This is a genomic window from Clostridium sp. Marseille-Q7071 (genome assembly GCF_965112025.1).
On sequence record NZ_CBCOPR010000001.1, the window covers coordinates 2,050,210 to 2,076,875 of the forward strand.

Sequence of the window (26,666 nt, forward strand, 5' to 3'; positions counted from 1 at the left end):
TATGTTAAAAAATTATTTAATAATACTATGTATGGTATTAGCTATATTAGCAGTTTGGATACCAATATATTTAATTATAAAATCTGATTCTAATAAAAGTAAAAAAAATAATTTTAAGAAATACAAGTTATTCCTTAAAATATATGATGTATTACTTACAATTCCCATAATAGGCAATTCAATATTGAATATAAAAAAATCACTATATGCAAATAGTGATAATAATGAATATATATTAAGATACAAAGCCATAGTCTATTATCTCATAGGATGGTTCGTAACCTTAAGTGTATTTGTAACATTATATATTATCTACGGTAAAAATATATATATAACCTGTGTATTACTTCTTATATCTTATTATTTAAAAACTATATTAATAGATAAATTTATAGGGGATGATACAAAACTTTTAAAAGACTTAATTGAATTTATTAGGGATTTAAAACACCAATTTCATATTAAGAATGCAGTTGATGAAGCTATGTATGAATCTATAAATATGGCAACACCACTTATGGCGGTACAAGGTAAGAAAATGTATGGAGCTATTGAAGATGAAGATACACTACAAAATTATTATGAAGAATGTTCTAATAAGTACTTAAAAATTGTAACAGGGTACATTTTTTTAACAAATGAATATGGGGATAAAAGAGTAAATGGAATGTCAGTATTTATAAAAAATATGAATTATATTATGAAAGAAGTAATGCTAGAAATTTTAAAAAGGGATCAGCTTCATTATTGGTTAAAGGCTCTTACAGGAATATCCTTAATTCCAATAATATTTCCTAATATAATGGAAAAATGGATGAAAAATAATTTTCCACAGGCTAATTTTTTCTATGATAGTTCTTTGGATATTATAGCTAGAATAATTATATTAATTGTTGCTTTAATATGCTTTATTGGATTAAGGCAATTGGAAAAATATAATGATAAACAAGTTAAGTTAACAGTAAAAGAAAAAAGCTGGGAAAAAGCTTTACTAAAAGTTAAACCTATAGAAAAAATAGTTCACATATCAATGCCTAAACCGAGTTCAAGCTACTATCATAAAGCAATAAATCTGTTACAAGAAGCAGGAAGCTATTTAACTATTGAGTGGTTATATCTTAGAAGAATAATTTCAGGACTTTTAGGTTTTATTTTTGTTATTATATCAGTTGTAGCTTTGCAAAGAATTCATATAGACAATGTTTTAAATAACACTTCTTATAGATTTATAACCCCTTCTTTTAATAGTGTAATAGTCATTGGTAAAGATCAAGTGGATATAGGAAAATTTGATAGTGAAATTATAACTAAAGTTAAAAATGAAGATAAAATATATAAAACTACAACAGAAAATTTAATCAAATATATGAGAGCGTATGGAATTGATGATGACGAGATATTAAAGGCGGCTATTATAAGAATTGAAAATAAGCTAAATTATCTAAATAATCAATATTTTAACTGGTATCACATCATTTTAGCAATAGTAATAGGATTTTTTACTACAGATATACCTATATGGGTACTAAAATTTCAAAAAAAACTTAGGCAAGCTGATATGGATACTGAAGTTTTTCAATTTTATACAATTATATTACTTTTAATGCATCATGAAAAAGCTTCTATTGAAATGATACTTGAATGGATGGAAAGATTTTCAGATGTATTTAAAAATCCTATAAGAAAGTGTCAAAATAATTTGCAAAATGGAACTGTCGAAGCTTTAGAGCAACTAAAAGAAGACGTAAAATATAAGCCATTTAATAAGATTATTGATAATTTAATTATAAGTGAAAAAATAAAATTATGGGAAGCTTTTGAATCACTAGAAAGTGAAAGAGAATTTTTTGAAGAAGAAAGAAAAGAACTTAATAAAAGGATAGTCCATGAAAGGGTGAGTTTGGGAGAGCTTTTAGGGTTTATACCAATGTATGTTACTGTAATAATTTATTTTGTTTTGCCACTAGTGTGGACAAGTTATATAGAATTAGACAATATATTAAACAATTTTAAGATTTGAGGGGGACAATATAATGGATAATATTAAAAAAGCAATTATGTTTGCTGTAGGAATTTTAATAACAGTAGGTATTATAGCTATGGGACTTTCCTTCTATGGAAAAGCAAATAATATGACCAAATCCGCAGATACAAGTCTCAATGATATAACTCAAACCATAAGTAATTCCAAATATACTGAATATGATGGAACAACAGTTTCAGGAACACAGGCTATAAATGCCATAAGACTTTATGCTTCAAATAATTTTACGGTTTCAGTTTCCACAAAAAAAACCACAACAAGCTACAATTCAGCTACATCATATAATATAACTGATATTAGCAATTCTGATTATATTGAACCTACTGGAAAGTTTAAATCGGAATTAGAGAAGACAGCTAATGACACAGTTAACAAAATTAAATTAACACAACAATAGCTTTATAATTTATTTCCCTCACTTTTAAAGTGAGGGAAATTTATAAGGAGGAGTTATGATTAATTCTATTTCGAAGGTAGTTAGTATAATTATTGCTGTAATCTTAATGGTGATGATCACTTATAATATGTTTTGGATCATAGATAGGATGGTCTATAATCAAGTAAATGTAATTAATAATAGATTTCAGAAGGAAGTAAGAACTAGAGGCTATATAGATAGAGAAATGTACGATAATTTCATGAGAGAACTCACAAATACTGGAAGGATTTATGATATAGAAATGCTTCACAGGAGTATTAAATATTATCCATTAAGCGAAGATTTAAAAGAATATACAGTTGAAAAGCCTTATAGTATTGAATATTTTAAACATAATGAAAATGAAATATTAAATGAAATTTATAACAAGGATAAAAGATACTTAATGAGGATTGGCGATGATTTTACTGTAACGGTGAGAGATCAAGGTACTAGGGGAAGTAGAGTACTTTGGAATGTGATAGGTGGAACTAAAGAAAATAATACATTAATATTCTCCACATATGGGGGGATGGTAGAAAATGAAATTAACTAATTTATTTGTAGTTATTTTAATAGTTATAGGAGCTGTATCAATTCCCATTGGAGTTAAACAAAAGAGAATGATAGAAGCAGAGGAGCTAAAAGTAAGATATAACGAGATAATTGATAATGCGGTAAAAGACTCAGCAAAGACACTATTAGATCCAATAGATAATGAATCTATAGAAATATTAGCAGAGGGAAAAAATATAAATTTTAAAACTACTAATTTAAACCTTGATAAAGCGCTATGGAGATTTTATCAGACTATGTTTTTAAATCTTAATATAGAAAATGACTATATGCAGCAACAGGCTTTTTTAGATAAAGTACCTATAAAGTTAGCTGTAGGCTACGACGGATACTATATAAATACTTGGACAGAAGTTGTTGAAAATGGTGAGAAAAAAGTTAAGGAAATATGGCAGCCTAAAAAAGAGTTTCTGTACTATGACGATAAAAATAAAATAAAAATCAATCTTACATTAGATGATTATGTTTATATTACAGATATTAATACAAATGAAAAATTACAAGGCAAACAAGAAGAATTTAAAGATAAATATAAAAATATGCTTTTTAGCGATAAATTTGACCATGTAAGAAGGCAAATAATAGTTGATTCTATAAGAAAGGAATTAGAATACTATAGTAGTTTAAATAACCAAATAGCATTAAAGAATGGATGGGGTTACACTCTTAAACTACCACTGATAGATGAAAAAGCAATTAATGATATAACTTTTATAGCTTTTCTTCAAGGGCTACCACTTAATGGAGTAGAGCTTTACAATACTTATGGTTTTGGTGTAGCTAGAGTAGTAAGAAAAAACAATGTTTATGGAAATGAAGAAAAGGGTGTTAAATATTATCATACTAATAAATGTAACCATCGAGCTAATACAGATGTAATATTTGATAGTCCTATTGATGCTTGTAAAAATGGTTATTATCCACATTCTTTGTGTAATTAGATTGTAATATATGTTGTTAGTATATAAAGTAAAGAGAAAAGAGAGGAATATATTATGTTAAATAAAAAAACTTTTACTAAATTAATAGCGTTAGGACTTTTAGGAGTATCTTTATTAGGCTTTGCTCCAGAGGTAAAGGCAGAGGCAAATGATGGATTTACTAAGTCATCCTACGGATATAATATGAAAAGATTAGAAGGTAGTGATAGGTTCGAAACTGCGATAGCAGTATCAAATGAATTTAAAAGATTATCGGACAAAAATAATGAAAAGGTAGAAAATGTAGTCCTTGCAAACGCATTTGATTATCCAGACTCAATAGCTTCAGCACCGTTATCTAAGATATATAATGCACCATTACTTTTAACTGAGAAAGATAAGTTAAATAGTAAAACAGAAGCACAACTTAAAAAGCTTAAAATTAAAAAAGTATTCATAGTAGGAGGTACTGGTGTAGTTTCTCAAAATGTAGAAGATAAACTTAAATCAATGGGGATTACAGTGGAAAGATTAGCAGGAGAAGATAGATACCAAACATCTTTAAAAATAGCAAACAAAGTTTTAGATTATCGTTTAGCAAATGCACCAATAGAGTTTACAGGATACAAATATAGATCGATTTTTTTAGTTGGTGGATATAGATATACTGATGCTTTAACATTAGCAGGAATGTCAGGACGTAATGATACACCTATAGTGCTATTACCTTCAAACGAAGATTTAAAGCCAAGTGATGTTAAAGGCTTAAATGAACTTATAAATAAAGCTACAGAAGGTGAAAATGGTAAAGAAATTGCTACAGAAAAATTAGAGATATATTGGTTTTTACCATATTTCAATAAAAACTTTTTCAACAGTGTTCCTAATTGCTATATGCATGGAGCAAATGAAAATAAATATATGTCAAATCTTGGAATAAATCATCTGAATGAAGCCATTTTAAGAAGTGATGACAATGTAATGATGGCTACAGGTGAAAATTTTCCAGATGCCTTAGCAGGTGGAGCTTTAGCAGCAAAGTTGAATATGCCAGTTGTATTTAGTGGTGAGAATTTAAAAGAGACATATAAGGGCATAGGAAATGCTAAGGAAATTATAAAAGAGGAGACCAAGATATATAGGGATACTAAAAATGTTTATTTAGTTGGTGGAAAAGCTATAGTTAAGGATGGAGCAGAGAAAAAATTAAAAGGGGTTGACTAGGAACGTGAAAAAAAGGTCAAAAATTTTATCTTTAGTTTTATCTTTAGTTTTCTTAATAAATATTTTCTTACCTGTTAAAGTGCTTGCTTCAGATGACTTTGGTTATGTTGATATAGAATACCTTGACATGGATACAGGAAACCACGTAGCACCATTTAGAACACAGCCAGTAAAATTAGATGGAAAGCCATTTATAGATCATAAAGTAGATTATGTATCGGTGTCAGGATATGCTTGTCAATATGCAATTCAAGATGGAGTTGAAAAAATTCCTCAAAACGTTGTTGTACATGTAACGGAAGGTTCGCGGTCAAAAGTAACTTTTTATTATAAAGAAAGTTCTAAAACTAGAACGGTGAAATATTATGGAGTGCTAATTGGAACAGGTGAAATTTTCGATGTTAAGCAAAAATCTGTTCAAGTTAGTGGGAGTCCTGTAAAGGTAGAAACTACTGCACCTACACCAACTAATCCTAACTGGAAGTTTAAATATTCAACAATCGGTAAGGATGGAAGTAAAAGTGATTCTAAAAGTGTGACTGTTGATGTTAAAGACAATGATGTAGAAGTTTACTATTGGTTTGAAACGTCATATGGAGAAGCTGAAGTAATGCTTACTATAGTAGATAATGAGCTTGATAGCTCAGGTAAATTTGTTAAAAATCAAGAAAACGGTAAGGATTTCTTTGGAAGAGAGGACAAAAAATTCAAAGTAAATGGAAGCGAAAATATAACTGTATCTTCTCCAACAGGTGGAAAAGAGGGATTAGACTTTGCGTATGCAGTAATAGAGCATAATCAAGGAAATCCAAATGATGCTATTAATAATCATATACAAAAGTTTAATTCTAAAACATTTAAATTCGATATAACAACAATATCCACCAACTGGTACGTACACTTCTATTACATACCTAAAGGAAGTAATCCAGGTGATGGGGGTGGACCTACGGACCCTAACGGTGGAAAAATAGTATTTGACCCAAATGAAACTGATTGGACAAATTTAGGAAAGACAGGGGAAGGTACTGGTAGGTATCCTATAGTAGTTAAATATGATGGTGAAAATCCTGCTATTGGACAAGGTAATATTACTTGGCATCACTGGGAAGAAGGAAAAACAGAAACAATTTTGGTAGGAAATCCACCAGTTGAAGTAGAAGTTCAGGGACCGCCGATAGAAATGGATCATTCAGATACATTTGATGTTAAGTTTCCACTAGATAACATCACAGTAACAGGAGATGGAAATGGAAGCTTTGGGGGCGACGGAGGAACTGTATATATTGAAAAAGAAGGGGAAGGGCTTAAATTAGAAGCTACAGGAAAATGGGGTAGTTCAGAGTATAATAAACCTTCATCACCTGATGGGCATGATAGCGAAACAAGTGTAAATATTCCTAATGCACCACCTGATCCAAAAGGGCAATCAGGACTATATAATATAGACTGGACTAAACCTGAAATTCACATTGATGATCCACAATCAAAGTGGGTTAAAGATCCTGTGCCATATCCAGTAAAGGTTACTGTAGATGATAACCTTTCAGGGCTTGCAAATGGTAGTGTAGATGTTACTGACTCTAGCCATTATGGCAGAGATAATAGCGATAGCTTACCATATGCAGAAAAGAGCTATAGTAAAACTGTAATGTTGCATGATGGAATGTATAAAATAGCTGTAAATGCAGTTGATAGAGCTACAAATGATAATGCTGATAGTAAGAATACCTATTATATTGATGGAACAGATCCAGAAGTGACATTTAACATTAAGGCTGGAATATTTTCAGTAGAAAATGGAGCTGTAAGGAAACCTAGTAAAAAAGGCATAGATGATGGCTTTTACGGAGAGTTAACAGCGTCAGATAATCTTTCAGGAGTAGCAAAAATCCAGTATGGATGGACATTTGAAAATAAAAAGAATGATGTAGAATACGAAGTAATCTATACAAGCCCATATACTTATACTGATAGGTACCAAGAAAGAATTAAAAAAGAAATAGAAAAACCAGTAGGTGACAATTTATATCTTCATGTAGAACTATGGGATACAGCAGGTAATTACACTTATAAAGTCTTTGGACCATATGAAGATCCTATAAAATTAAGAGATTTTCAAGTTACGGATGTTAGAGATTCTAAATGGCAAGAAGTATTTTGGCACGGAAATAAACCTACAGGAGTGCATTTTAAAGCAGATAAATTACCACTTGATAATACAAGTAATCCTACATACAAAAATGCTGATATGAAAAAAGGTTATGCTTTTTACTTTGATGTTACCAGTGAGTATCTATATAGGGAAGAAGATAAAATTGTAATTGCACCTACATTATATTGGGTAAAGGATAGTAAAAAGGTTCCAGTGGATATGTATTATCATCTTAATAACAATCCTTTTATCAAGATGGGAAGTGAAGAAGATACCATAAAACTTCACATGAAAGTCAATAAAAAGAAAACTGTTATAGGGGAACTTTCAGAACTTATTCTTGAAAAGCCAGTGCGAATATGCAAAGGTAAAGAATGGCTAGGAATAGGTCGATGGAAACATAAATACCCTGCTGATGTTCAGTATAAAGATGGTAAAGAACAATATTGGTATGGCAAATACCTTATACCTCAAACAGCTGTATTTGTAAAGAAGGGTGACTCTCCAAGACCTGAAAATATCTTAGAAAGTGGAGAAATACTTATTAATTTTCAAATTATAGCATATAAAAATGGAATTGAAACATTAAGTACGGATCAAATATATGTATATGTACCTGACCAATGGAAAGCAGAAGGTGGTCCAAAATCAAGTAAATATGTAGAAGGTGATGTTATTCTTTATAATAACAGAAGGAGTAGCTTAGATGATTTTAAAACTAATATAACACATTAATAATAGTATTAGTTTTTAGTGTTAGGGAGGGACTATGATTAGCTATATTTTAATAAGTGCAATATTTTTACTTATTTATATTTCTTCTTTTATAATTATAATAAGAAAATATAATAAAAAAATAAATGAGTTAAAAACAAGTTCATTTTCTACAAAAGAAAACAATATAATGAAAAGTATATTGGATTCAGGGATAAATAATAGTGTTACATTTACACTAGAAAGTTCAGCATTCTCAATAGTAAATATACTTATGAATAATTATAAATTAGATTATTGTAGCATTTTAATTGATAGAGATAGATTAATAAATATAGCTTCAAATGTGGAAAGTCAGTATGTAGAAGATGTTGAGGAGTATTGTAATGAGGCTATAAGAAGTATGAATGGAGCAGCTAAGATTAGATCTTCAGAAAGTTATTTAAACTACAAATCTGCTAATAGAAGAAGAATTAAGTATTCATATTTAATACCTTTAAATCAACAAAATAAACAGATAGGAGCTATATTTATAGAAAACTATGAGGATTATAAAGAAAATGAATTTGAATTAGAATTCTTTAAATTAGTTATAAAAAACATAGCTATAGCTCTTCAAAATTGCATTTATCGTAATGAGATAACATCTATGGCAATGAAAGATAATTTAACTCAGGTATATAACAGGAATTATATGAAAATGCACTTACAAGAACAAATTGATTCTAATAAAAAGTTTACACTGGCGCTGCTTGATATTGATTTTTTTAAGAAGTTCAATGATACCTATGGTCATGACTTCGGAGATGTTGTTTTAAAAGAAGTAAGTCAGTTTATTAAAAAGAGTATAAAGGAATATGATGAGATATATAGATGGGGTGGAGAAGAATTTGTAATATATTTTAACAATACAGAAAGTAGTGGAATATATGAGAGATTAAACAATATAAGAGATAATCTTTCAAGATATAAAATAGGAAATGAGAAATCTGTAGAAGTTAGTGTAACTGCAAGTTTTGGTACTGTAGATGGTGGAAGTGGAAAAACTATCGATGAATTAATTTCCTTAGCAGATAAAGCTTTATATCATAGTAAGGAAACTGGGAGAAATAAGATTACAGTGTATGAAAAAATGTAAAATTATACAAAGATTATGTAACATAGTCTTTTAACTATACATAATATTTTAGTATAGATATCTTAGCATATTATTTAATTTATAAATTTATTTAAGACATCTTCAAAAAAATAATAGACCAGTATGTTAGCCTATTTTTCATCATACTGCGTTGTCAGGTTCTGCTCATAGCACCACTATGAGCAGAACCTGACGTCTTGTCTGATATAAAATATACCAACATCTTTGGTTTATTATTTTCTTTCAAATGTCTAATTGATTCATTATTAAAGTTGAGTATATGGCAAAGCTAATGTAAAATATAATAGGATATTTTATATTAGGGGGTTAATACATGAATTACGATGAGGCGATTAAATATATAAAGGAAACTGCGAAGTTCGGTAGTAAATATGGTCTCGATAGAACAGAAAAAATATTAGAATTTTTAGGAAATCCACATAAACATATAAAAACTATACATGTGGCAGGAACAAATGGAAAAGGGTCAACTACTGCTATGCTTACTTCTATACTGATGGAGGCAGGATATAATGTAGGGAGTTATATATCGCCGTACATAGAGGAATTTGAAGAAAGAATACAAATTAATAGAAATAATATTCCAAAAGAAGAATTAGCAGAAGTAGTAACGGAGGTATCGAAGGCTGTTTCTAAAGTTGTAGATTTAGGATATGTTAACCCTACAGAGTTTGAAATAATAACCTGCGCAGGATTTTTGTATTTTCATAAAAAAAATATAGATTATGCACTAATAGAAGTAGGATTAGGTGGTAGATTAGATTCTACAAATGTTATAACTCCTATTTTAAGTATTATTTCTTCTATAAGCTTAGATCATACTCAAATATTAGGAGATACTTTAGATAAAATAGCCTATGAAAAAGCGGGAATAATAAAGGAAAAGGTTCCAGTTGTATTGTTTCCACAGGAAGAAGTGGCAGAAGATGTTATAGAGAAAACTTGCAAGGAAAAAAATTCTAAGCTTATAAAAGTTCCTAGAGATATTTCAGAATATGTTGCAGTAACTTCTAATACATTGGAAGGAAAAGAAATTAAAACTCAACAAATTAATTTAAAGAATGAATATATTGATAGTTATGAGCTATCATTACTAGGTAAACATCAAATACTAAATTCAACAGTAGTTGTGTATGCAGCTAGAGAGCTTATGAATTTAGGAGTAAAAATAAGTAAGGATAATATTATCAATGGTCTAAAAAGTGTTCAATGGCCAGGGCGATTAGAGATTATGAAAAATAATCCACTGGTTGTTATAGATGGGGCACATAATATAGATGGAATTAAAAAACTTACAGAAAGTATAGATTTATATTTTAAATATAATAAGTTAATATTGATTCTTGGAATATTAGCAGATAAACAGGTTGAGGATATGATCAAGACCATTGCACCTAAGGCAGAAAGAATAATTTCAGTAACTCCACATAGCGATAGAGCTGAACTTGCAGAAGACTTAAAGATAGAAATAGAAAAGCTAGGGGTTAGCTGTGAAGCTATAGATAGTTATGAAGAGGCATATAGAAAAGCACTCTCATACTGTAATGATGATGACTTATTATTAATATCAGGTTCATTATACATGATAGGGGACATGAGAAAAATTATAAGGAATTTTAAATAATAGTTTTTTGTAGAATTTTTGAAAAATCATGACTTTTTAATCGTAGCATAAATTATCACCTCCTCATAGTATATTGTGAGGAGGTGATTCACGTGAGGTATCTTTATGTGTGTAATGCCACTAAAGATAGAATTGAGAAAATAGAGTTAGATAATTTTGAAGAAGTTGAGTCCATAGATATTAAGGATTCAGAAGGTGAGAAATTATCACCCCGTGGAGTATGTCTATACGAAGATATGCTCATAACTTCGAATTACAATAATAGCTCTATTTCTTTTTTGTATAAAGAGGGAACTAGCGAAAAATTCTACTTAGGCGGTGGATGTACAGAGGCTTCTGTTTTAGATAAATACGCTTATGTAATTTGCGAAGACTCTAATACAGTGGTATGCTTTGATATTAAAGCTAAAGATGTGGTAGAAATAATACCTTGTGGAAGTTCACCTCACAGTTTGGAAATTTGTAAAAAGAGTAATAGAATACTAATTTCTAATATGTATAGTGATAATTTAAGTATTATAGATGTAACTAAGGGAGGAGAAGTCAAAAATATATCCGTAGGAGCATATCCTACAAAAGCACTATGGTCATCAGATGGTAATTATATACTAGTTTGTGAAAGTAATTTAGGATATTGTGGAAAGGGATGTGTAACTATTATATCTTTAAGGAATAATAGTATCCTTCATAAAATTCCTGTAGGAAATGCTCCTATGGATATGTATTGTGATGGACGATATTGCTATGTATCTAATTATGGTGATGGAAGTATAAGTATAGTAGATATAAATAAATACGAAGAGGTTAAAAAAATTCGTATAGGTGGAATGGTAAAAGCCATAACCACAGATGAAAAGTATATATATGTAGGTGATATATACAATAATTCTCTTATTAGAGTAAATAAAATAGATGAAAGCAAAAAAGTCATTCCGATGAGTGGAGAACCCATGGGAATGATTGTGAATTGACTTTTAGTGATTAGCTTATGCAAATTTATTCACTAGCTAATATAGTTATAATTTTATTATAAAGCTCTGATGAATTGGATTTCCATTTATAACATAGTTCACGAGCTTGCTTATTTGATGCAACACTTATTTTAATATCGATAAGTGTTGTGTCATTTTCTGAAGCTATTAAATTAACTAGGTAGCTATTTTTATTTTCAATAGTATAATCAGCAGTAACTGTTAATTCTTTTTTTATTTTAGATAGGCTACTTTCTAAATAGTCATTTGCTTTTTCAATTTTACTTTCTGAAATTCTATTTTCAAATAGCGATAATACCTTCTGTCCATCATCTGTTATAACTAATCTATCTTTTTCATGTTCAATTGTATGTTTTAACAAATTTGAAGAAGTTAATTCCACTATGTATTGCTGAAGCGTAAAATAGTTCATAAAATTATTTTCTAAAACAATTTCAGTAATTTGAATGTTTGAAATTGGAAGTTTTATTTTATTAAATATATATAGCAGAAGAAGTTTATTTTCTGCTAAATCCAAAGAATCTTCAAACATATTTCATCCCCCTTTGAATTTTAAAATGAATTAAATTCATACCTATTATAACACAAAAAATAACAATTTTATTAGAATTTTATTTTAAATATATTTTGCTATAAAGAAGAATATAATTTTAGAAACTCACTTATTACATAAAACATTGTATTTACTGCATTTTTATAATTTATAAAAAGTTAATTTAATGAGATAAATAGAATTTATTATTAATAAGCTCATTAAGTTTTATATGTAATATAACTATAAAGATGTGAATATTATTTATGGAATAGAAATATTATTTTAGGGGGAAATATGGATTTTATAAAAAAACATAAAAAGGTATTTTTAAGCGTTGCTTTATTACTTATTGCATCTGTATTGACAGTAGCTATAAGTAGTAAGGGAACTTTTGCAGTTTTTTCACAAGGTAAAAAGATGCCTATATATTGTGTAGATACAGAGGAAAAGAAGGTAGCTATAACCTTTGATACTACTTGGGGAGAAAGCAATACTATGGAATTATTGGACATACTTGACAAGCATAATGCAAAAGCAACTTTTTTTGCTATAGGACTATGGGTAGATGATTTTCCTGATATTGTTAAAGAAATAGACAAAAGAGGACATGAGATTGGAAATCATACTAATAAGCATCCTAACATGACTACAGTTTCAAAAGAAAGAATGTTAAAGGACACTGAAATTGCAGATGCTAAAATTTTAGATCTTACAGGAAAAACTACTACGTTATTTAGATTTCCAGAAGGAGCATATAATGATTTAGCTATTGAAACAGTAGAATCCACAGGAAGAAAATGTATTCAATGGGATGTGGATAGTATAGATTGGAAAGCACAGGGAGCTGATATTGAGTATGAAAGAGTTATGAAAAAAGTAAAGCCAGGTTCTATAATATTATTTCATACTGATGTAAAATATACACCTCAATCATTACCAAAAATATTAGAAACCTTGAGTTCACAGGGTTACAAATTTGTTACAGTTTCTGAACTTATATATAAAGATAACTACGATATAAATAATGAAGGAAAGCAGATAAAAAGCAAATAATCCATTGCATAAATGTATAATTTGTATTATAATGGAAACATGTGTTAAGGCTTTAAAATTGTTTCGGAAGAATTATAAGAATTTTCATAATATTGGTTATAGTTCGCTATTTCGGTGAATATATTATGGTATATGAAAATGAACAAAAAACTAAGGGAAAGAGGGGTTACGATGGACAATACTATGTTGAATAACAAAATTTACTTGGAAGGAAAAGTTATTTCAGAATTGGAATTTAGTCATGAAATGTATGGGGAAGGCTTTTATAATTTTGATTTTGAAGTACCAAGATTAAGTGATGCTACTGATGTTTTAACTATAACTGTTTCAGAAAGATTAATAACAGGTATGAATGTTGGAATAGGTAGCGAACTTATAGTAGAAGGACAATTAAGATCATATAATAAGTTTGTTGATGGATCAAACAGGCTTATATTAACAGTATTTGCAAGAGATATTAAGGAATTAAAAGAAAGAAGTAAAAATCCAAACCAAATTTATTTAGATGGCTATATATGTAAAGCACCAGTATATAGAACAACTCCTTTTGGACGTGAAATTGCAGACATGCTTTTAGCGGTTAATAGATTATATAACAAATCCGACTATATCCCTACAATTGCTTGGGGAAGAAATTCTAGATTCTGCAGGAGTTTAGAAATAGGAGATAACATAAGGATTTGGGGAAGAGTACAAAGTAGAGAATATCAAAAAAGAATCTCTGAAACTGAAGTTATTAAAAAAATAGCATATGAAGTTTCAATATCTAAAATGGAAAGAGTAAATGATGAAGGTGAAGAAGAAGATGCAGAAAATACAGCAACTGCTTTAGTTGAGGAGAATACAGAATCCGATGTTAATATAGAATCAGATATTGATATAAATGATGCAGTTTAAACTTTTAAAATAAAATAGCTAGTTAAATATGACTTGTGTCAGAGGAGCTATAGATTTAGCTGATAGTGATGTATTAGCTGGTTTAGTATTGCACAAAATAGGGTAATATACTGATTAGTTATTTATTTGCCGATATCATAAAAATGGTGGTCATTGACCACCATTTTATTTCTCTATTTTCTTAAGTCATCCAATAATTCAGTTTTACCTTTGGTCTTAACATCAACAGTTTTAATTATTTTTGCAGGGCATCCTGCTACTACTACATTTTCAGGCACATCTTCAGTAACGATTGATCCAGCAGCAACTACTGAATTATCGCCTATTTTAACGCCTTCTAATATAACCGCATTTGCACCTATTAAAACATTGTCGCCAATCTCACAAGGGGATTTACTTGGTGGTTCTAAAACTCCTGCCACTACAGCACCAGCTCCTAGATGAACTCTTTTTCCAAGTTTTCCTCTAGCACCAACTACGGCATTCATATCTACCATAGTTTCATCACCAATTTCAGCACCTATATTTATAACTGCTCCCATCATAATAACTGCATTTTTACCGATACTAACCATGTCTCTTATAATAGCACCAGGTTCAATTCTAGCATCTATATTTTTAATGTCCAGCATTGGAATTGCAGAATTTCTTCTATCGTTTTCTATTCTGTAATTCTTAACTTTTTCATTATTATTTTCTAGGAAATTTTGTACCTCATCATAATTTCCAAATAATATGTAGAAACTTCCTTCACCATAACATTCTATGTTATTGAAATCACAATCCTTAATATTACCATTTACATAAGCTTTAACAGGAGTAGCTTTCTTAGATTCTTTAATATATCTTGCTATTTCATATGGATCTGTTAAATTGTAATTCATGTTGAATCTCCTTTCTAAGTGTAGTTTGAATATGAACATATAACTTTTGTTCATACACTAAATAATATAATATTAAAGTTATATTTGCAATACTTAACCAATTGAGAATTGAGGATTCTTATTGATAATTAACATTAAAAGTAATTATTGTTCAATTGATTTCTTATAAGAATTTATAAAATAACGTAAAAAGAAGAAATATCAGATAATTGTTCCTTATCTGTTGTAAACCCTAAATTATATAAGGATTTTTAACAATTTGGTATAATTTATAGAGAATGATATAATAAAATCAACGTATAGGAAAGGGGTAGTGATACCATGGGAAAATTAAAAGAGGGATACATACAAATATACACAGGCAATGGAAAAGGAAAGACTACTGCTGCAGTAGGGCTTGCAACAAGAGCGGCAGGAAATGAGTTTAAGGTTACTATGGTACAATTTTTAAAAAGTGGATCAACTGGAGAATTAGAAAGTGCTAAAAAACTTTCGACCTATTTTAATATATACAGATTTGAAAAACCACGAGGATTTTTCTGGACGTTGAATGATGAGCAAAAGGCTGAATTAAAAGAAGAAATACAAGAAGCATACAAATTTTGCTTAAAAGTTATGGAAGACAAACAGTGTGATATATTAATTATGGATGAAATCATGGGAGCTTTGGGTAATGGATTGGTCTCAGAAGAACAATTATTAGAACTTATGGATAAGAAACCAAAGGATATAGAACTTATTATGACAGGTAGGAATGTTCCAAAAAGAATTATGGAAAAAGCTAACCTTGTTACAGAAATGAAAGACATAAAACATTATTTTAATGAAGGTGTACCAGCTAGAAAAGGCGTAGAGTTTTAAAGACTATAATTAAATTATTATTTTATAATTAAAAAGGACTGATTATATGAATGATATATTCTCAAAAAATGTAGAGAGTATAGAGATATCTGGAATAAGAAAATTTTTTAATCAGGTATCCAAAATACCTGATGCAATATCCTTAACATTAGGTCAACCGGATTTTCATACACCTAATGCAGTTAAAGATGGAGTTATTAAAGCGATAAATGAGAATAGAACAGTATATACTCCTAACGCAGGGATACTAGAACTTAGAGAAGAAATATCTAATTTTCTAAAAGACTTCCAAATTCACTACGATGCTGATGAAATTTGTGTCACTGTAGGCGGGAGTGAGGGGTTAATGTGTGTATTTGCCACACTACTAAATAGTGGCGATAAAGTGCTAGTTCCTAAAATAGCCTATCCTGCCTATGAAAGTTTAGTGAAGATGTTAGGAGGAGAGGTTATTAATTATCCTTTAAAAGAAGATTTTTCTATAGATTTCAATAAATTAAGGGAATTAATAATAGCTGAAAAACCTAAAGCTTTAGTAGTGTCATATCCTAGCAATCCAACAGGTAGTATACTTTCTAAAGAGGAGAGAGATGAGTTTTATAAAATAATAAAAGAAAATGATATAATTGCTATATCTGATGAGATATATTCTTCTCTTTGTTATGATAATTACTATTCTATATGTCAATGTAAGGATATAAAAGATAAGATAATTTTAGTAAGTGGATTTTCAAAAATGTTTTCTATGACAGGACTTAGAGTAGGATATGTTGCTTCAAGTGAATATATAATGAAAAATATAATTAAAGTTCATCAGTATAATGTTTCTTCAGCTACTTCTATAAGTCAATATGCTGCATTAGAAGGATTAAAATGTTCTCTGAATGATGTTGTATATATGAAGGAACAATTTAAAAAAAGAAGAGATTATGTATACAATAGATTAAAAGATATGGGACTTAAGGTTGATATTCCTAAAGGTGCTTTTTATATATTCCCATCTATAAAAAGCTTTAATATGAGTAGTGAAGAATTTTGTCATAGACTTTTACATGAAGAAAAGGTAGCTATAGTACCTGGTTCAGCTTTTGGAGAAGGTGGGGAAGGCTACATAAGAATATCTTACTGCTATAATGAAAAAGAGCTTAAAGAAGCTTTAGATAGAATGGAAAAGTTTATTGGAAGGCTCCGTAGTGGAGAAACATATACAACTTAGACAATGGATAATTGACAATTGAAAATTATAGTAGAAATTGGTTTAAATCAAGCTAGTTTCTTTAATAAATTTTTTACTAACAATACAATTGCTAGTTTTTCACCTCTGGGGAACAGTAGTGAAGCCCTTTAGGGTTCTCCTGAGGTGCAGTATAGTTTGGAACAATATCCAAAAAATCAAATCAATATTAATGGAGATAACCAATATAATTTAAATAGTAGTTAATGTATTAAATATTGTTTTATATCATACTGCACCCTCAGGGGTATAATCAAAAAGTAGTTACATGTTAAATTTGTGTAGCTATTTTAATTTTACTTAAACTTCATAATCTTATTATAGACCCCAGGGGTGTAAACTAATTATTTATAAGAAGTTACTGCATAACTTTAAAATCAATTTATTTTTAAATTGTGAATCGAAAATAACTAAGGTATGCTTAAAAAAATAGATGCCTAAAATAAAAAAAGTGGTGATATATATCACCACTTTTTTAAAAATTTATTTTACTACATCATCCATTGAGTACATGCCTTTTTCTTTATTATAAACAAAGGCACATGCTCTTAAGGCACCTACTGCAAAAACTTCTCTGGAAATTGCAGAGTGCTTAATTTCAATAACTTCACCTTGACCAGCAAATATTATTTCATGGTTTCCAATTATATTTCCACCACGAATAGTATGAATACCTATTTCTTGTTCATCTCTTTTAGCTATTCCTTCTCTTCCAAAGATAAATTTCGTTTCATCTTTTATAGAGTCTTTAATAGTATTTGCTAATAGAAGAGCAGTTCCACTAGGGGCATCTACTTTTTGATTGTGATGCTTTTCTATAATTTCTATATCAAAGTCATTATAAAGCGTATTACTTATATTCTTTAATATATTATTTATTATATTTATTCCTATGGACATATTAGCAGAGAAAAACACAGGAATAGTATTACCTAAAGCATGAATATGAGCTTTTTGTTCTTCATCATATCCTGTAGTACAAAATACAACAGGTTTATTTTTATTAATTGCAAATTGAGAAATTTGCTTTAATGTATCTGGTCTTGAGAAATCTAAAATAACATCTATTTCTTCATTACATTCATCTATATTATCATAAATTGGATATTTAAGAGATTCTTCTTTAAATTTATCCACTCCAGCTACAATAGATAAGTTTTCAAATTTTTCAGCGGTAGAAGAAATCATTCTTCCCATTTTTCCACTACATCCAACTAAAAGGATTTTAATCATATTAGTCCTCCTATTTAATTAAGTCATAAGTTTTTAATTCGCATTGTAAAGTTTTAAGATTTTTTTCCTCCATATCTACAAGAGGTAATCTTAAAGAACCTACTTCCATACCCATTAAATTAAGTGCAGTTTTAACAGGAATAGGATTTGTCTCTATAAAAAGAGCATTAGTTAATGGTAAAGTCTTAAGCTGTAAATCTAAAGCATCCTTTACATTTCCATTTAAATAGTATTCACAGATATTGTGAACATCTTTAGGAATTACGTTAGCAAGTACAGAAATAACCCCTATACCACCCATTGACATTATAGGAACAATTTGATCATCATTTCCAGAATATATGTCTAATTTATCTTTACATAATGATTTTATCTTTATAATTTGACTCATGTCACCACTAGCTTCTTTCACAGCAACTATATTATCAAGTTCACATAATTCTGCAAGGGCAGAAGGAGGAATATTCATTCCTGTTCTAGAAGGTACATTATAAACTACTATAGGTGTTTTTACACTATTAGCAATGGCTTTAAAATGTGCTATAAGTCCTTTAGAACTAGTTTTGTTATAGTAAGGATTTATAACTAGTAGTCCATCTGCTCCAACTTCTTCTGCATATTTACTCATTTCAATTGAAGCTTGTGTATTATTTGTACCAGTACCGGCAATAACAGGAATTCTTTTATTAACTACATCTATAACAAATTTAATAGTTTCTTTTTTCTCATTTGTTGACATTGTAGAAGCTTCACCAGTAGTTCCACAAACTATAATAGCATCTGTTTTATTTTCAATGTGCCATTCTATAAGCTCTCTTAACTTATTAAAGTCAACACCAGTTTCATTAAAAGGAGTAACGATTGCTACACCTGAACCCTTAAAAATACTCATAATATTATCTTCCTTTCTAAAATATAATAAAAGACCATACTCATTTAGTCATTTATTTGCTAATTCTTTATATAATTCTAAATTAAATCTTTTTCTATAAAGGTTTCTGCAATTTGAACTGCATTAAGGGCTGCTCCTTTTCTTATGTTGTCAGCAACAACCCATAAGTTTAAACCTCTATCTACACTAAAATCTCTTCTTATTCTACCAATATAAACTTCATCTTTTCCAGCAATATTTATTGGCATTGGATAGATTTCTTCCTTAGTGTTATCCATTACAACTATACCTTCTGATTTTTTGTAAAGTTCAAAAATATCTTCTATATTAAAGTCTTTTTTAAGTTCAACATTAATACTTTCGCTATGACCATGATAAACAGGCACTCTAACTGTAGTAGCAGTGATTCTTAAATTAGTATCATGAAGCATTTTCTTACTTTCATCAATCATTTTCATTTCCTCTTTGGTGTAACCATTATCTAAGAATACATCAATTTGAGGGATTACATTATAAGCAATTGGAGAAGTAAATTTTTTAGGTGCTTCACCTTTAATACCATTCTCTAAATCACTATACCCATGCATTCCAGCACCAGATACTGCTTGATAAGTAGAGTAAATAACTCTTTCAATACCATAGGCATCATATAGTGGCTTTAAAGCTACCATAGCTTGTATGGTAGAGCAATTAGGATTTGCTATTATACCATTATGATTTCTAATATCTTCTCCGTTAACTTCTGGCACTACTAGAGGAACATCTTCGTCCATTCTAAAAGCACTGCTGTTATCAATAACTATAGCTCCATATTTAACGAATATCTTTGCATATTCTAAACTAGTGCTTCCACCAGCAGAAAAAAGGGCGAAGTGTATTTTTTTATTACATATATTTTCTTCTTTTAATTCTTCAACAACAATTTCTTTTTCTTTATAGTTAACACGAGAGCCAGCAGAACGTTTAGAAGCAAAGAGATAAAGATTTTCTATAGGAAAGTTTCTCTCTTTTAAAATTTCAATAAATTGTCTTCCAACCATACCTGTGGCTCCAACAATAGCTACATTATAAGTCAATTAAATCACTCCTTAAAAGTTCTTTACTATATTATATAGTTTTAGAATAAAAAGTTATATAGTTTTAAAAAAAATAAATTTTATTGTTATTGTTAAACTAATAATTATCTTTTTATAAATTAGAAAAAAATTACATAAAAAACCATGGGAAAATATTATTAATTAATTGCTGCACATAAAATATCATTTTATGTAATAATATAAAATCTGAATTGTTAATATAATGGAAATATTTTTAAAATTGTATTAACTTTGATAAGTTTAAATAAACAATTATGAAACTAAATTGTTTGACAATTAATATAGTATATGATAGTATTATAAAAAATGAAATTCTTGTAGAATTTTTATTCAAAATTCATATTGTTCAATTATATGAAGCTTTCAAATTGCAATATAAATAAAAGAATTAATGATATATTAAACTCAATTATAGTTAATAATTAAATTTAAGCAACTTTTGCTTGATATTTAGACAAGCACTTTTTGTTATATCATTGTAAATTTTATGACCAGATTGTTAATAAAAATAGAATTATCAAAACATTCAGAAAATATAGCTAAAATCTGTGAATTTAAATTTAAAACATTGCTGTATAGATGTGAAGAAGATTAGTTGATAAAAAGTAAAGAAATGTTAGCCATACTACTAACATTTTTATTTTCTACTTAACTTAATTGTTCTAAGCTGAGAAGTAGGATACTGAAGATGAAAATTAATAATTATAAACTGTATACTAAAGATTTTTTAATTTATTTGAAAGATTTGAATAAGTTCTCAATTTAAATTAGTAAAGTATTATTTAGAGTTTAAAGAATAAAAATAAGTACATAAGAATATGTTATAAAAAATAAGCAAAAGAAATTTATGCGAAGATTTATAATATATAGTTATAATTATAAAAAGTAAAAATGATTTTATTTATATCTTTATAAAATTAGGTATTTACAATGAGATATAAATAAGGTATAAAAGTAAGAAAAGAAATTTTACTAAGTTTCCTTAATAAGTGCAATAAAGTTAAATATGAAAAAATAATGGTTTTAGTGGGCAATATTCTACAACATACCTACAGTAAAGTTTGAACTAAAGTATACAATCATTTAATAATTTTCTTCATAGTATTGTATCTTTAGTATAAATAAACCCTAAATATGATAAACAATAAAGAAAACTAAATAGCTATAAAGTAAAAATAAAATTGAAATTCTTTGAAGAGGCTAAAAGAATTTTATTGCGTTATATATGAATAAGAACATATATAGCATTATATGGTTTTTTAAGTTTTATAGACCTAGAGTACATATAAAAGTTGTGTTGAAGTTAGTATTTGGAGTACAGGTATATAAATATTCTTATACTTTTAATAAAAGGTAAGGATATATATAATAAGTTGCAATAAGTGAAAATTTTTTGCAACAACTTTATGCTAAAATGGAGGGATGATGATGTTAAAATTTACTCTAAAGAGATTTGGGTATATGCTTGTAACGCTGTTCATATCAATAACAATTACGTTCATGCTAATACATGCTATACCTGGTGACCCACTAGCGTCAATGGCTAGAAATTTACCGCCACAAATTAGGGCAAACTATTATGCTAAGTATGGACTAGATGAACCAGTTATAATTCAATACGGAAAATTTATGTCTAATTTAGTTCTACATGGAGACATGGGAGAATCCTTAGCTTACTCAGGAAGAAGTGTAGGCAAAACTATAGCTAGTTATGCACCTATATCAGCAAGAATAGGTGGACAAGCAATTCTAATTGGATTTACTATTGGAGTTATTTTAGGTATTTTAGCGGCATTTAAGAGAGGTAAATGGCCAGATTATTTAGTAATGTTTATTGCTATATTGGGTATTTCAGTACCAGGTTTCGTTATTGCGTCATTGTTGCAGTTTACATTTACAGTTCATTGGATGGTTTTACCATCAACTGGTTGGGGACAATTTAAACACACTATATTGCCAACTATAGCCTTAAGTTTTGCTTCTATAGCAACTTATGCAAGATATATGAGAGCTAACTGTTTAGATGTTATTGGACAGGATTATATATTAACAGCAAAAGCAAAAGGTGTTTCTAAGTTAAGCTTAGTATTTAAACACGTTATAAGAAATGCTATACTTCCAGCTATCACATTATTAGGACCACAAATTGCAAATATATTTATAGGATCATTTGTTGTTGAAAGTATATTTGCTATACCTGGATTAGGTCAATATTTCGTTTCTTCCATATCAGATAGAGATTATACTATGGTAATGGGACAAACTATTTTTATATCAGCATTATTTATTGTTTCATTATTTATAGTTGATATAGTTTACGGACTAGTTGATCCAAGAATTAGAGTTTCTAATAGTAAGAGATAGGAGGGAAAGTTATGGCAGAGTTATCAAAAGACAAGTTTAAGATTATCGGGTGCGATACATCAAAATCTAATGAGATTTTAAGACCTAGTATGACTTATTGGCAAGATGCGTGGAGAAGACTAAAACAAAATAAAGTTGCAATAGTATCTCTTTGCATACTTATAATCATATCAATAATGGCAATTGTAGGGCCTAGCATTGGTAAAGCTATATCTGGAGTAAGTTATGAGGTTACAAATAATAGTTTACTTAATCAAGGGCCAAGTTCAAATAACTGGTTTGGAACAGATATGTTAGGAAGAGATACCTTTGGTAGAGTTTGGCAAGGTGCTAGAATATCTCTGATAATCGGTCTTATAGGTGCATTAATAGATACAGTCCTTGGTTCCATTTATGGAGGGATTGCAGGTTTCTTCGGTGGAATAGTTGACGACATAATGATGAGAATACTAGAAATATTAGTAAGTATTCCTTATCTTGTTATAGTTATATTAATATCTATGATATTTGATAGTAAAGGTATTTTAACTTTAGTTGTTGCCATGACAGTTACAGGATGGTGTGGTATGGCAAGACTTGTTAGAGGGCAATTATTACAAATAAAGGAACAAGAATACGTTCTTGCAGCTAAAGCTCTTGGGGCAAGTCCTTCAAGAATAATTGCTAGACATTTATTACCAAACACTTTAGGTGTTATGATAGTTGCAATAACTTTTGATATACCAAGTTTTATATTTGGTGAAGCGTTCTTAAGCTACATAGGTTTAGGAATTCAATCTCCAAAGACAAGTTTAGGATCATTGGCTTCTGCAGCACAACAGAACTTAATGTTCTATCCAGAACAATTACTTTTCCCAGCTTTAGTAATATCTCTAATAATGTTATCATTCCAATTACTAGGGGATGGTTTAAGAGATGCACTAGATCCGAAATTACGTCAGTAGGAGGGGAAATCGATGGAAAAAATATTAGATGTTAAAGATTTAAAAGTTTCATTCCATACTTATGCTGGAGAAGTTCAAGCAGTAAGAGGAATAAGTTTTCATTTAAATAAAGGTGAGACATTGGCAGTAGTTGGAGAATCTGGATGCGGAAAAACAGTTACAGCTAAGGCATTAATGAGATTGCTTCCTGAACCAATGCCTGCAGAAATAAAAAAAGAATCAAAAATTACATTTGAAGGAAAAGACATTTTAGCAATGGATGGCAAAGAGTTAAGGGAACTTAGAGGTTCTGATATATCTATGATATTCCAAGACCCTATGACTTCTTTAAATCCAACTATGACTATTGGTAAACAAATTGCTGAAAGTTTAATTATACACAGAGGAATGAGTAAAGATGAAGCTCTAAAAGAAGCTATAAAAATGCTTGAATTAGTTAATATACCTAATGCTGATAAAAGAGCACATCAATATCCACACGAATTTTCAGGTGGTATGAGACAAAGAGCTATGATAGCTATAGCACTTGCTTGTAATCCCAAAATACTTATAGCGGATGAGCCAACAACAGCTCTTGATGTTACAATACAATCACAAATTATGGAACTTATAGGAGATCTTCAAGAAAAGCTTGGAACAGCGGTTATTCTTGTAACACACGACCTTGGCGTTGTTGCTGATGTTGCAGACAGAATTCAAGTTATGTATGCGGGACAAATAATCGAAAGAGGAACAGTTGATGAAATATTCTATAACCCTCAACATCCGTATACTTGGGCTCTATTACAATCAGTTCCTAGATTAGATACTAAGAATAAAGGAAAATTGTATTCATTACAAGGAACACCACCAGATTTGATCAAGCCACCAGTTGGATGTCCTTTTGCTGCAAGATGCGAATATTGTATGCAAATTTGTAAAGAGGAAGTGCCAGAAGTTACAACTGTTACTGATTCTCATGAAGTATCATGTTGGTTAAAACATCCAATGGCTCCCAAAGTAGAAGTTCCTGAAGTTTTGAGAGGAGTGAAGAATAATGGCTAATGAAAAAAATGAAGTCTTAATAGAAGTTAAAAACTTAAAAAAATATTTCCAAGTTGGAAAAGCTGCTACTTTAAAGGCTGTTGACAATGTTAGCTTTGATATCTTCAAAGGGGAAACTTTAGGTTTAGTTGGAGAGTCTGGTTGCGGAAAAACAACTTGTGGAAGAACTGTTATGGGATTATATGATGCTACAGAAGGAACAATATCATTTGATGGTCAAGATGTAGGAAAATTAGATAAAAAGCAAAAAAAAGATTTTGCTAGAAGAGCACAAATAATATTTCAAGATCCTTATGCTTCTTTAAACCCAAGAATGACTGTTGGGGATATAGTTGGAGAAGGTATAGATATCCATGGGTTATATAGTGGACAAGAAAGAACAGATAGAATATTTAATTTATTACAATTAGTTGGCTTAAATAAAGAACACGCTTCAAGATTCCCACATGAGTTTTCAGGTGGACAAAGACAAAGAATAGGTATTGCTAGAGCGCTTGCTATAGAGCCAGACTTTATAGTATGTGACGAGCCTATATCAGCTCTTGACGTGTCAATTCAAGCACAGGTTGTTAACTTATTAATAAAACTACAAAATGAATTAGGATTAACTTATCTCTTTATAGCTCATGACCTTTCAATGGTTAAGCATATTTCAGATAGAGTTGGAGTTATGTATCTTGGTACAATGGTTGAGCTTGCGTCAAGCCATGATTTATATGAAAAGCCATTACATCCATATACTCAAGCATTATTATCAGCTATTCCAATTCCAGATCCTGAAGTGGAAAGAGGTAAAAAGAGAATTCAGCTTGAAGGTGAAGTTCCTAGTCCAATTAACCCAAAACCAGGTTGTAGATTTGCAGCAAGATGCAGATATGCTAAACCAATTTGCAGCGAAAAACTACCAGAGTTTAAGGAAATTGAGCCAAAGCATTTTGTTGCATGCCACTTATTATAATAAATATGAAAGACAGGGATCTCCTGTCTTTTTTTATGTGATGTATTTAATAAAGTTATGCTATACTGATTGATAGAAGTTTAGTCAAAGTAATTATCAAAGCCTTATAGTAAAGTATTAGTGATAGTAGAAATACTGAATTTGAAGCGTGAGAATAATGATGGCATGAAAATGCGTGTGTAACCAAGTAAAAATTATGTTGCATTTTTAAGCAGCTTATGAAGATAAATAAAGAATAAATTTCATTTTTGTAAAAATAACGTAAGAAGTTTATGAATAAATGGTTAGAATATGTTAAATGTATGATTATGGGTTACGGTATTAAAGCGATTGATGTTAATATCGATTCGTATTTTTTCTAATTAGTTTTAAAGGTAATCATAAGAAAAGTAAGGACCTTATATACAAACATAACCTCATAACCGTGGTGAAAAAGTAGAGAAAGAAGGTATCTTCAAAGAGAAGGTTTGTGTAGAATGTGCTGTAGATAGAATATATAGTATCATTGAATTTAGTATGATTAGAGAATGACAAATAAGCGATTAGAAGATTATAGTGATCATATATGGGTATCTCTTTACTGACAGCATAAGCGTCTTAAAATTGATTATAACAAGAAAAGAAGTAGATGACTCTACACAGTAAGTTAAGAAGTGTATTATTAGAAAATAAAGATGATTGTGACTGGAATTTAAATTCTAAAATAGTAAATGGAAAAGATTTAGAAGCAAAAAATATTAGAAGACGTTTAGCAGAAATCGTTAAAGAGTATTAATTATAGGTAAGATATAAATATATCGAATATGCTCAATTGTAAATTCAATTATCTTTTACAAGATTACAT

23 protein-coding genes are annotated in these 26,666 nt (G+C 29.3%); 18 read left to right on the forward strand and 5 right to left on the reverse strand.

The window, feature by feature from the left end:
* Position 1 precedes the first annotated feature (1 nt).
* The 9 genes from ACWPW7_RS09600 (at position 2) to ACWPW7_RS09640 (ending at position 11,805) form a co-directional block, all read left to right on the forward strand.
* Entirely contained in the window at positions 2-2,020 is a 2,019-nt protein-coding gene (locus ACWPW7_RS09600) for a hypothetical protein (RefSeq protein ID WP_454053334.1), read from the forward strand.
* A gap of 13 nt (positions 2,021-2,033) precedes the next feature.
* Positions 2,034-2,441, forward strand: a complete 408-nt coding sequence (locus tag ACWPW7_RS09605) for a hypothetical protein (RefSeq protein WP_454053335.1) — start codon at positions 2,034-2,036, stop codon at positions 2,439-2,441.
* Positions 2,442-2,496: 55 nt separating this feature from the next.
* A complete protein-coding gene (locus tag ACWPW7_RS09610) occupies positions 2,497-3,018 on the forward strand; it encodes a hypothetical protein (protein ID WP_454053336.1) in 522 nt (173 codons plus the stop codon).
* Positions 3,005-3,979, forward strand: coding sequence for a hypothetical protein (locus ACWPW7_RS09615; RefSeq protein WP_454053337.1), 975 nt, complete (start codon positions 3,005-3,007; stop codon positions 3,977-3,979). The genes ACWPW7_RS09610 and ACWPW7_RS09615 overlap by 14 nt, the downstream gene beginning before the upstream one ends.
* Before the next feature lie 54 nt (positions 3,980-4,033).
* Complete coding sequence (locus ACWPW7_RS09620) at positions 4,034-5,182, forward strand: cell wall-binding repeat-containing protein (RefSeq protein ID WP_454053338.1); 1,149 nt, start codon at positions 4,034-4,036, stop codon at positions 5,180-5,182.
* A 4-nt stretch (positions 5,183-5,186) separates the two neighbouring features.
* Positions 5,187-8,072 (forward strand): hypothetical protein, encoded by a 2,886-nt coding sequence (locus tag ACWPW7_RS09625; RefSeq protein ID WP_454053339.1) that lies wholly within the window; start codon positions 5,187-5,189, stop codon positions 8,070-8,072.
* A 34-nt stretch (positions 8,073-8,106) separates the two neighbouring features.
* A complete protein-coding gene (locus ACWPW7_RS09630; RefSeq protein ID WP_454053340.1) occupies positions 8,107-9,189 on the forward strand; it encodes a sensor domain-containing diguanylate cyclase in 1,083 nt (360 codons plus the stop codon).
* A 334-nt stretch (positions 9,190-9,523) separates the two neighbouring features.
* The gene (locus ACWPW7_RS09635) at positions 9,524-10,834 is read left to right on the forward strand and encodes a bifunctional folylpolyglutamate synthase/dihydrofolate synthase (RefSeq protein ID WP_291568953.1); all 1,311 of its coding nucleotides are present in this window, start codon (positions 9,524-9,526) and stop codon (positions 10,832-10,834) included.
* A gap of 92 nt (positions 10,835-10,926) precedes the next feature.
* A complete protein-coding gene (locus tag ACWPW7_RS09640) occupies positions 10,927-11,805 on the forward strand; it encodes a YncE family protein (RefSeq protein ID WP_454053341.1) in 879 nt (292 codons plus the stop codon).
* Between the two features lie 25 nt (positions 11,806-11,830).
* Here ACWPW7_RS09640 and ACWPW7_RS09645 read toward each other — a convergent pair whose 3' ends face one another.
* The gene (locus tag ACWPW7_RS09645) at positions 11,831-12,358 is read right to left on the reverse strand and encodes a DUF4364 family protein (RefSeq protein WP_291568958.1); all 528 of its coding nucleotides are present in this window, start codon (positions 12,356-12,358) and stop codon (positions 11,831-11,833) included.
* Between the two features lie 297 nt (positions 12,359-12,655).
* Between ACWPW7_RS09645 and pdaB the strand changes: the two genes are divergently transcribed.
* Entirely contained in the window at positions 12,656-13,414 is a 759-nt protein-coding gene (pdaB, locus tag ACWPW7_RS09650) for a polysaccharide deacetylase family sporulation protein PdaB (protein ID WP_291568960.1), read from the forward strand.
* 171 nt (positions 13,415-13,585) lie between these two features.
* Positions 13,586-14,311, forward strand: a complete 726-nt coding sequence (locus ACWPW7_RS09655) for a single-stranded DNA-binding protein (RefSeq protein ID WP_291568962.1) — start codon at positions 13,586-13,588, stop codon at positions 14,309-14,311.
* A gap of 173 nt (positions 14,312-14,484) precedes the next feature.
* Here ACWPW7_RS09655 and dapD read toward each other — a convergent pair whose 3' ends face one another.
* The gene (gene dapD, locus ACWPW7_RS09660) at positions 14,485-15,195 is read right to left on the reverse strand and encodes a 2,3,4,5-tetrahydropyridine-2,6-dicarboxylate N-acetyltransferase (protein ID WP_454053342.1); all 711 of its coding nucleotides are present in this window, start codon (positions 15,193-15,195) and stop codon (positions 14,485-14,487) included.
* A 321-nt stretch (positions 15,196-15,516) separates the two neighbouring features.
* Here dapD and ACWPW7_RS09665 point away from each other — a divergent pair, with 321 nt between their 5' ends.
* Complete coding sequence (locus ACWPW7_RS09665) at positions 15,517-16,056, forward strand: cob(I)yrinic acid a,c-diamide adenosyltransferase (RefSeq protein WP_454053343.1); 540 nt, start codon at positions 15,517-15,519, stop codon at positions 16,054-16,056.
* A gap of 46 nt (positions 16,057-16,102) precedes the next feature.
* A complete protein-coding gene (locus ACWPW7_RS09670; protein ID WP_454053344.1) occupies positions 16,103-17,272 on the forward strand; it encodes a pyridoxal phosphate-dependent aminotransferase in 1,170 nt (389 codons plus the stop codon).
* Positions 17,273-17,773: 501 nt separating this feature from the next.
* Here the strand turns inward: ACWPW7_RS09670 and dapB are convergent.
* The 3 genes from dapB to ACWPW7_RS09685 all read right to left on the reverse strand — a co-directional run bounded on the left by dapB (position 17,774) and on the right by ACWPW7_RS09685 (position 20,491).
* Complete coding sequence (dapB, locus tag ACWPW7_RS09675) at positions 17,774-18,523, reverse strand: 4-hydroxy-tetrahydrodipicolinate reductase (RefSeq protein WP_454053345.1); 750 nt, start codon at positions 18,521-18,523, stop codon at positions 17,774-17,776.
* A 10-nt stretch (positions 18,524-18,533) separates the two neighbouring features.
* Positions 18,534-19,415 (reverse strand): 4-hydroxy-tetrahydrodipicolinate synthase, encoded by an 882-nt coding sequence (dapA, locus tag ACWPW7_RS09680; protein ID WP_454053346.1) that lies wholly within the window; start codon positions 19,413-19,415, stop codon positions 18,534-18,536.
* A gap of 77 nt (positions 19,416-19,492) precedes the next feature.
* The gene (locus ACWPW7_RS09685; RefSeq protein ID WP_454053347.1) at positions 19,493-20,491 is read right to left on the reverse strand and encodes an aspartate-semialdehyde dehydrogenase; all 999 of its coding nucleotides are present in this window, start codon (positions 20,489-20,491) and stop codon (positions 19,493-19,495) included.
* Positions 20,492-21,940: 1,449 nt separating this feature from the next.
* Between ACWPW7_RS09685 and ACWPW7_RS09690 the strand changes: the two genes are divergently transcribed.
* The 5 genes from ACWPW7_RS09690 (at position 21,941) to ACWPW7_RS09710 (ending at position 26,597) form a co-directional block, all read left to right on the forward strand.
* A complete protein-coding gene (locus ACWPW7_RS09690; protein WP_454053348.1) occupies positions 21,941-22,876 on the forward strand; it encodes an ABC transporter permease in 936 nt (311 codons plus the stop codon).
* Between the two features lie 11 nt (positions 22,877-22,887).
* Positions 22,888-23,820 (forward strand): ABC transporter permease, encoded by a 933-nt coding sequence (locus tag ACWPW7_RS09695; protein ID WP_454053349.1) that lies wholly within the window; start codon positions 22,888-22,890, stop codon positions 23,818-23,820.
* Positions 23,821-23,832: 12 nt separating this feature from the next.
* Complete coding sequence (locus ACWPW7_RS09700) at positions 23,833-24,864, forward strand: ABC transporter ATP-binding protein (protein WP_454053350.1); 1,032 nt, start codon at positions 23,833-23,835, stop codon at positions 24,862-24,864.
* Complete coding sequence (locus tag ACWPW7_RS09705) at positions 24,857-25,822, forward strand: ABC transporter ATP-binding protein (RefSeq protein WP_454053351.1); 966 nt, start codon at positions 24,857-24,859, stop codon at positions 25,820-25,822. Before ACWPW7_RS09700 ends, ACWPW7_RS09705 begins: the two co-directional genes overlap by 8 nt.
* 628 nt (positions 25,823-26,450) lie before the next feature.
* The gene (locus tag ACWPW7_RS09710) at positions 26,451-26,597 is read left to right on the forward strand and encodes a hypothetical protein (RefSeq protein ID WP_454053352.1); all 147 of its coding nucleotides are present in this window, start codon (positions 26,451-26,453) and stop codon (positions 26,595-26,597) included.
* Positions 26,598-26,666: the final 69 nt, after the last annotated feature.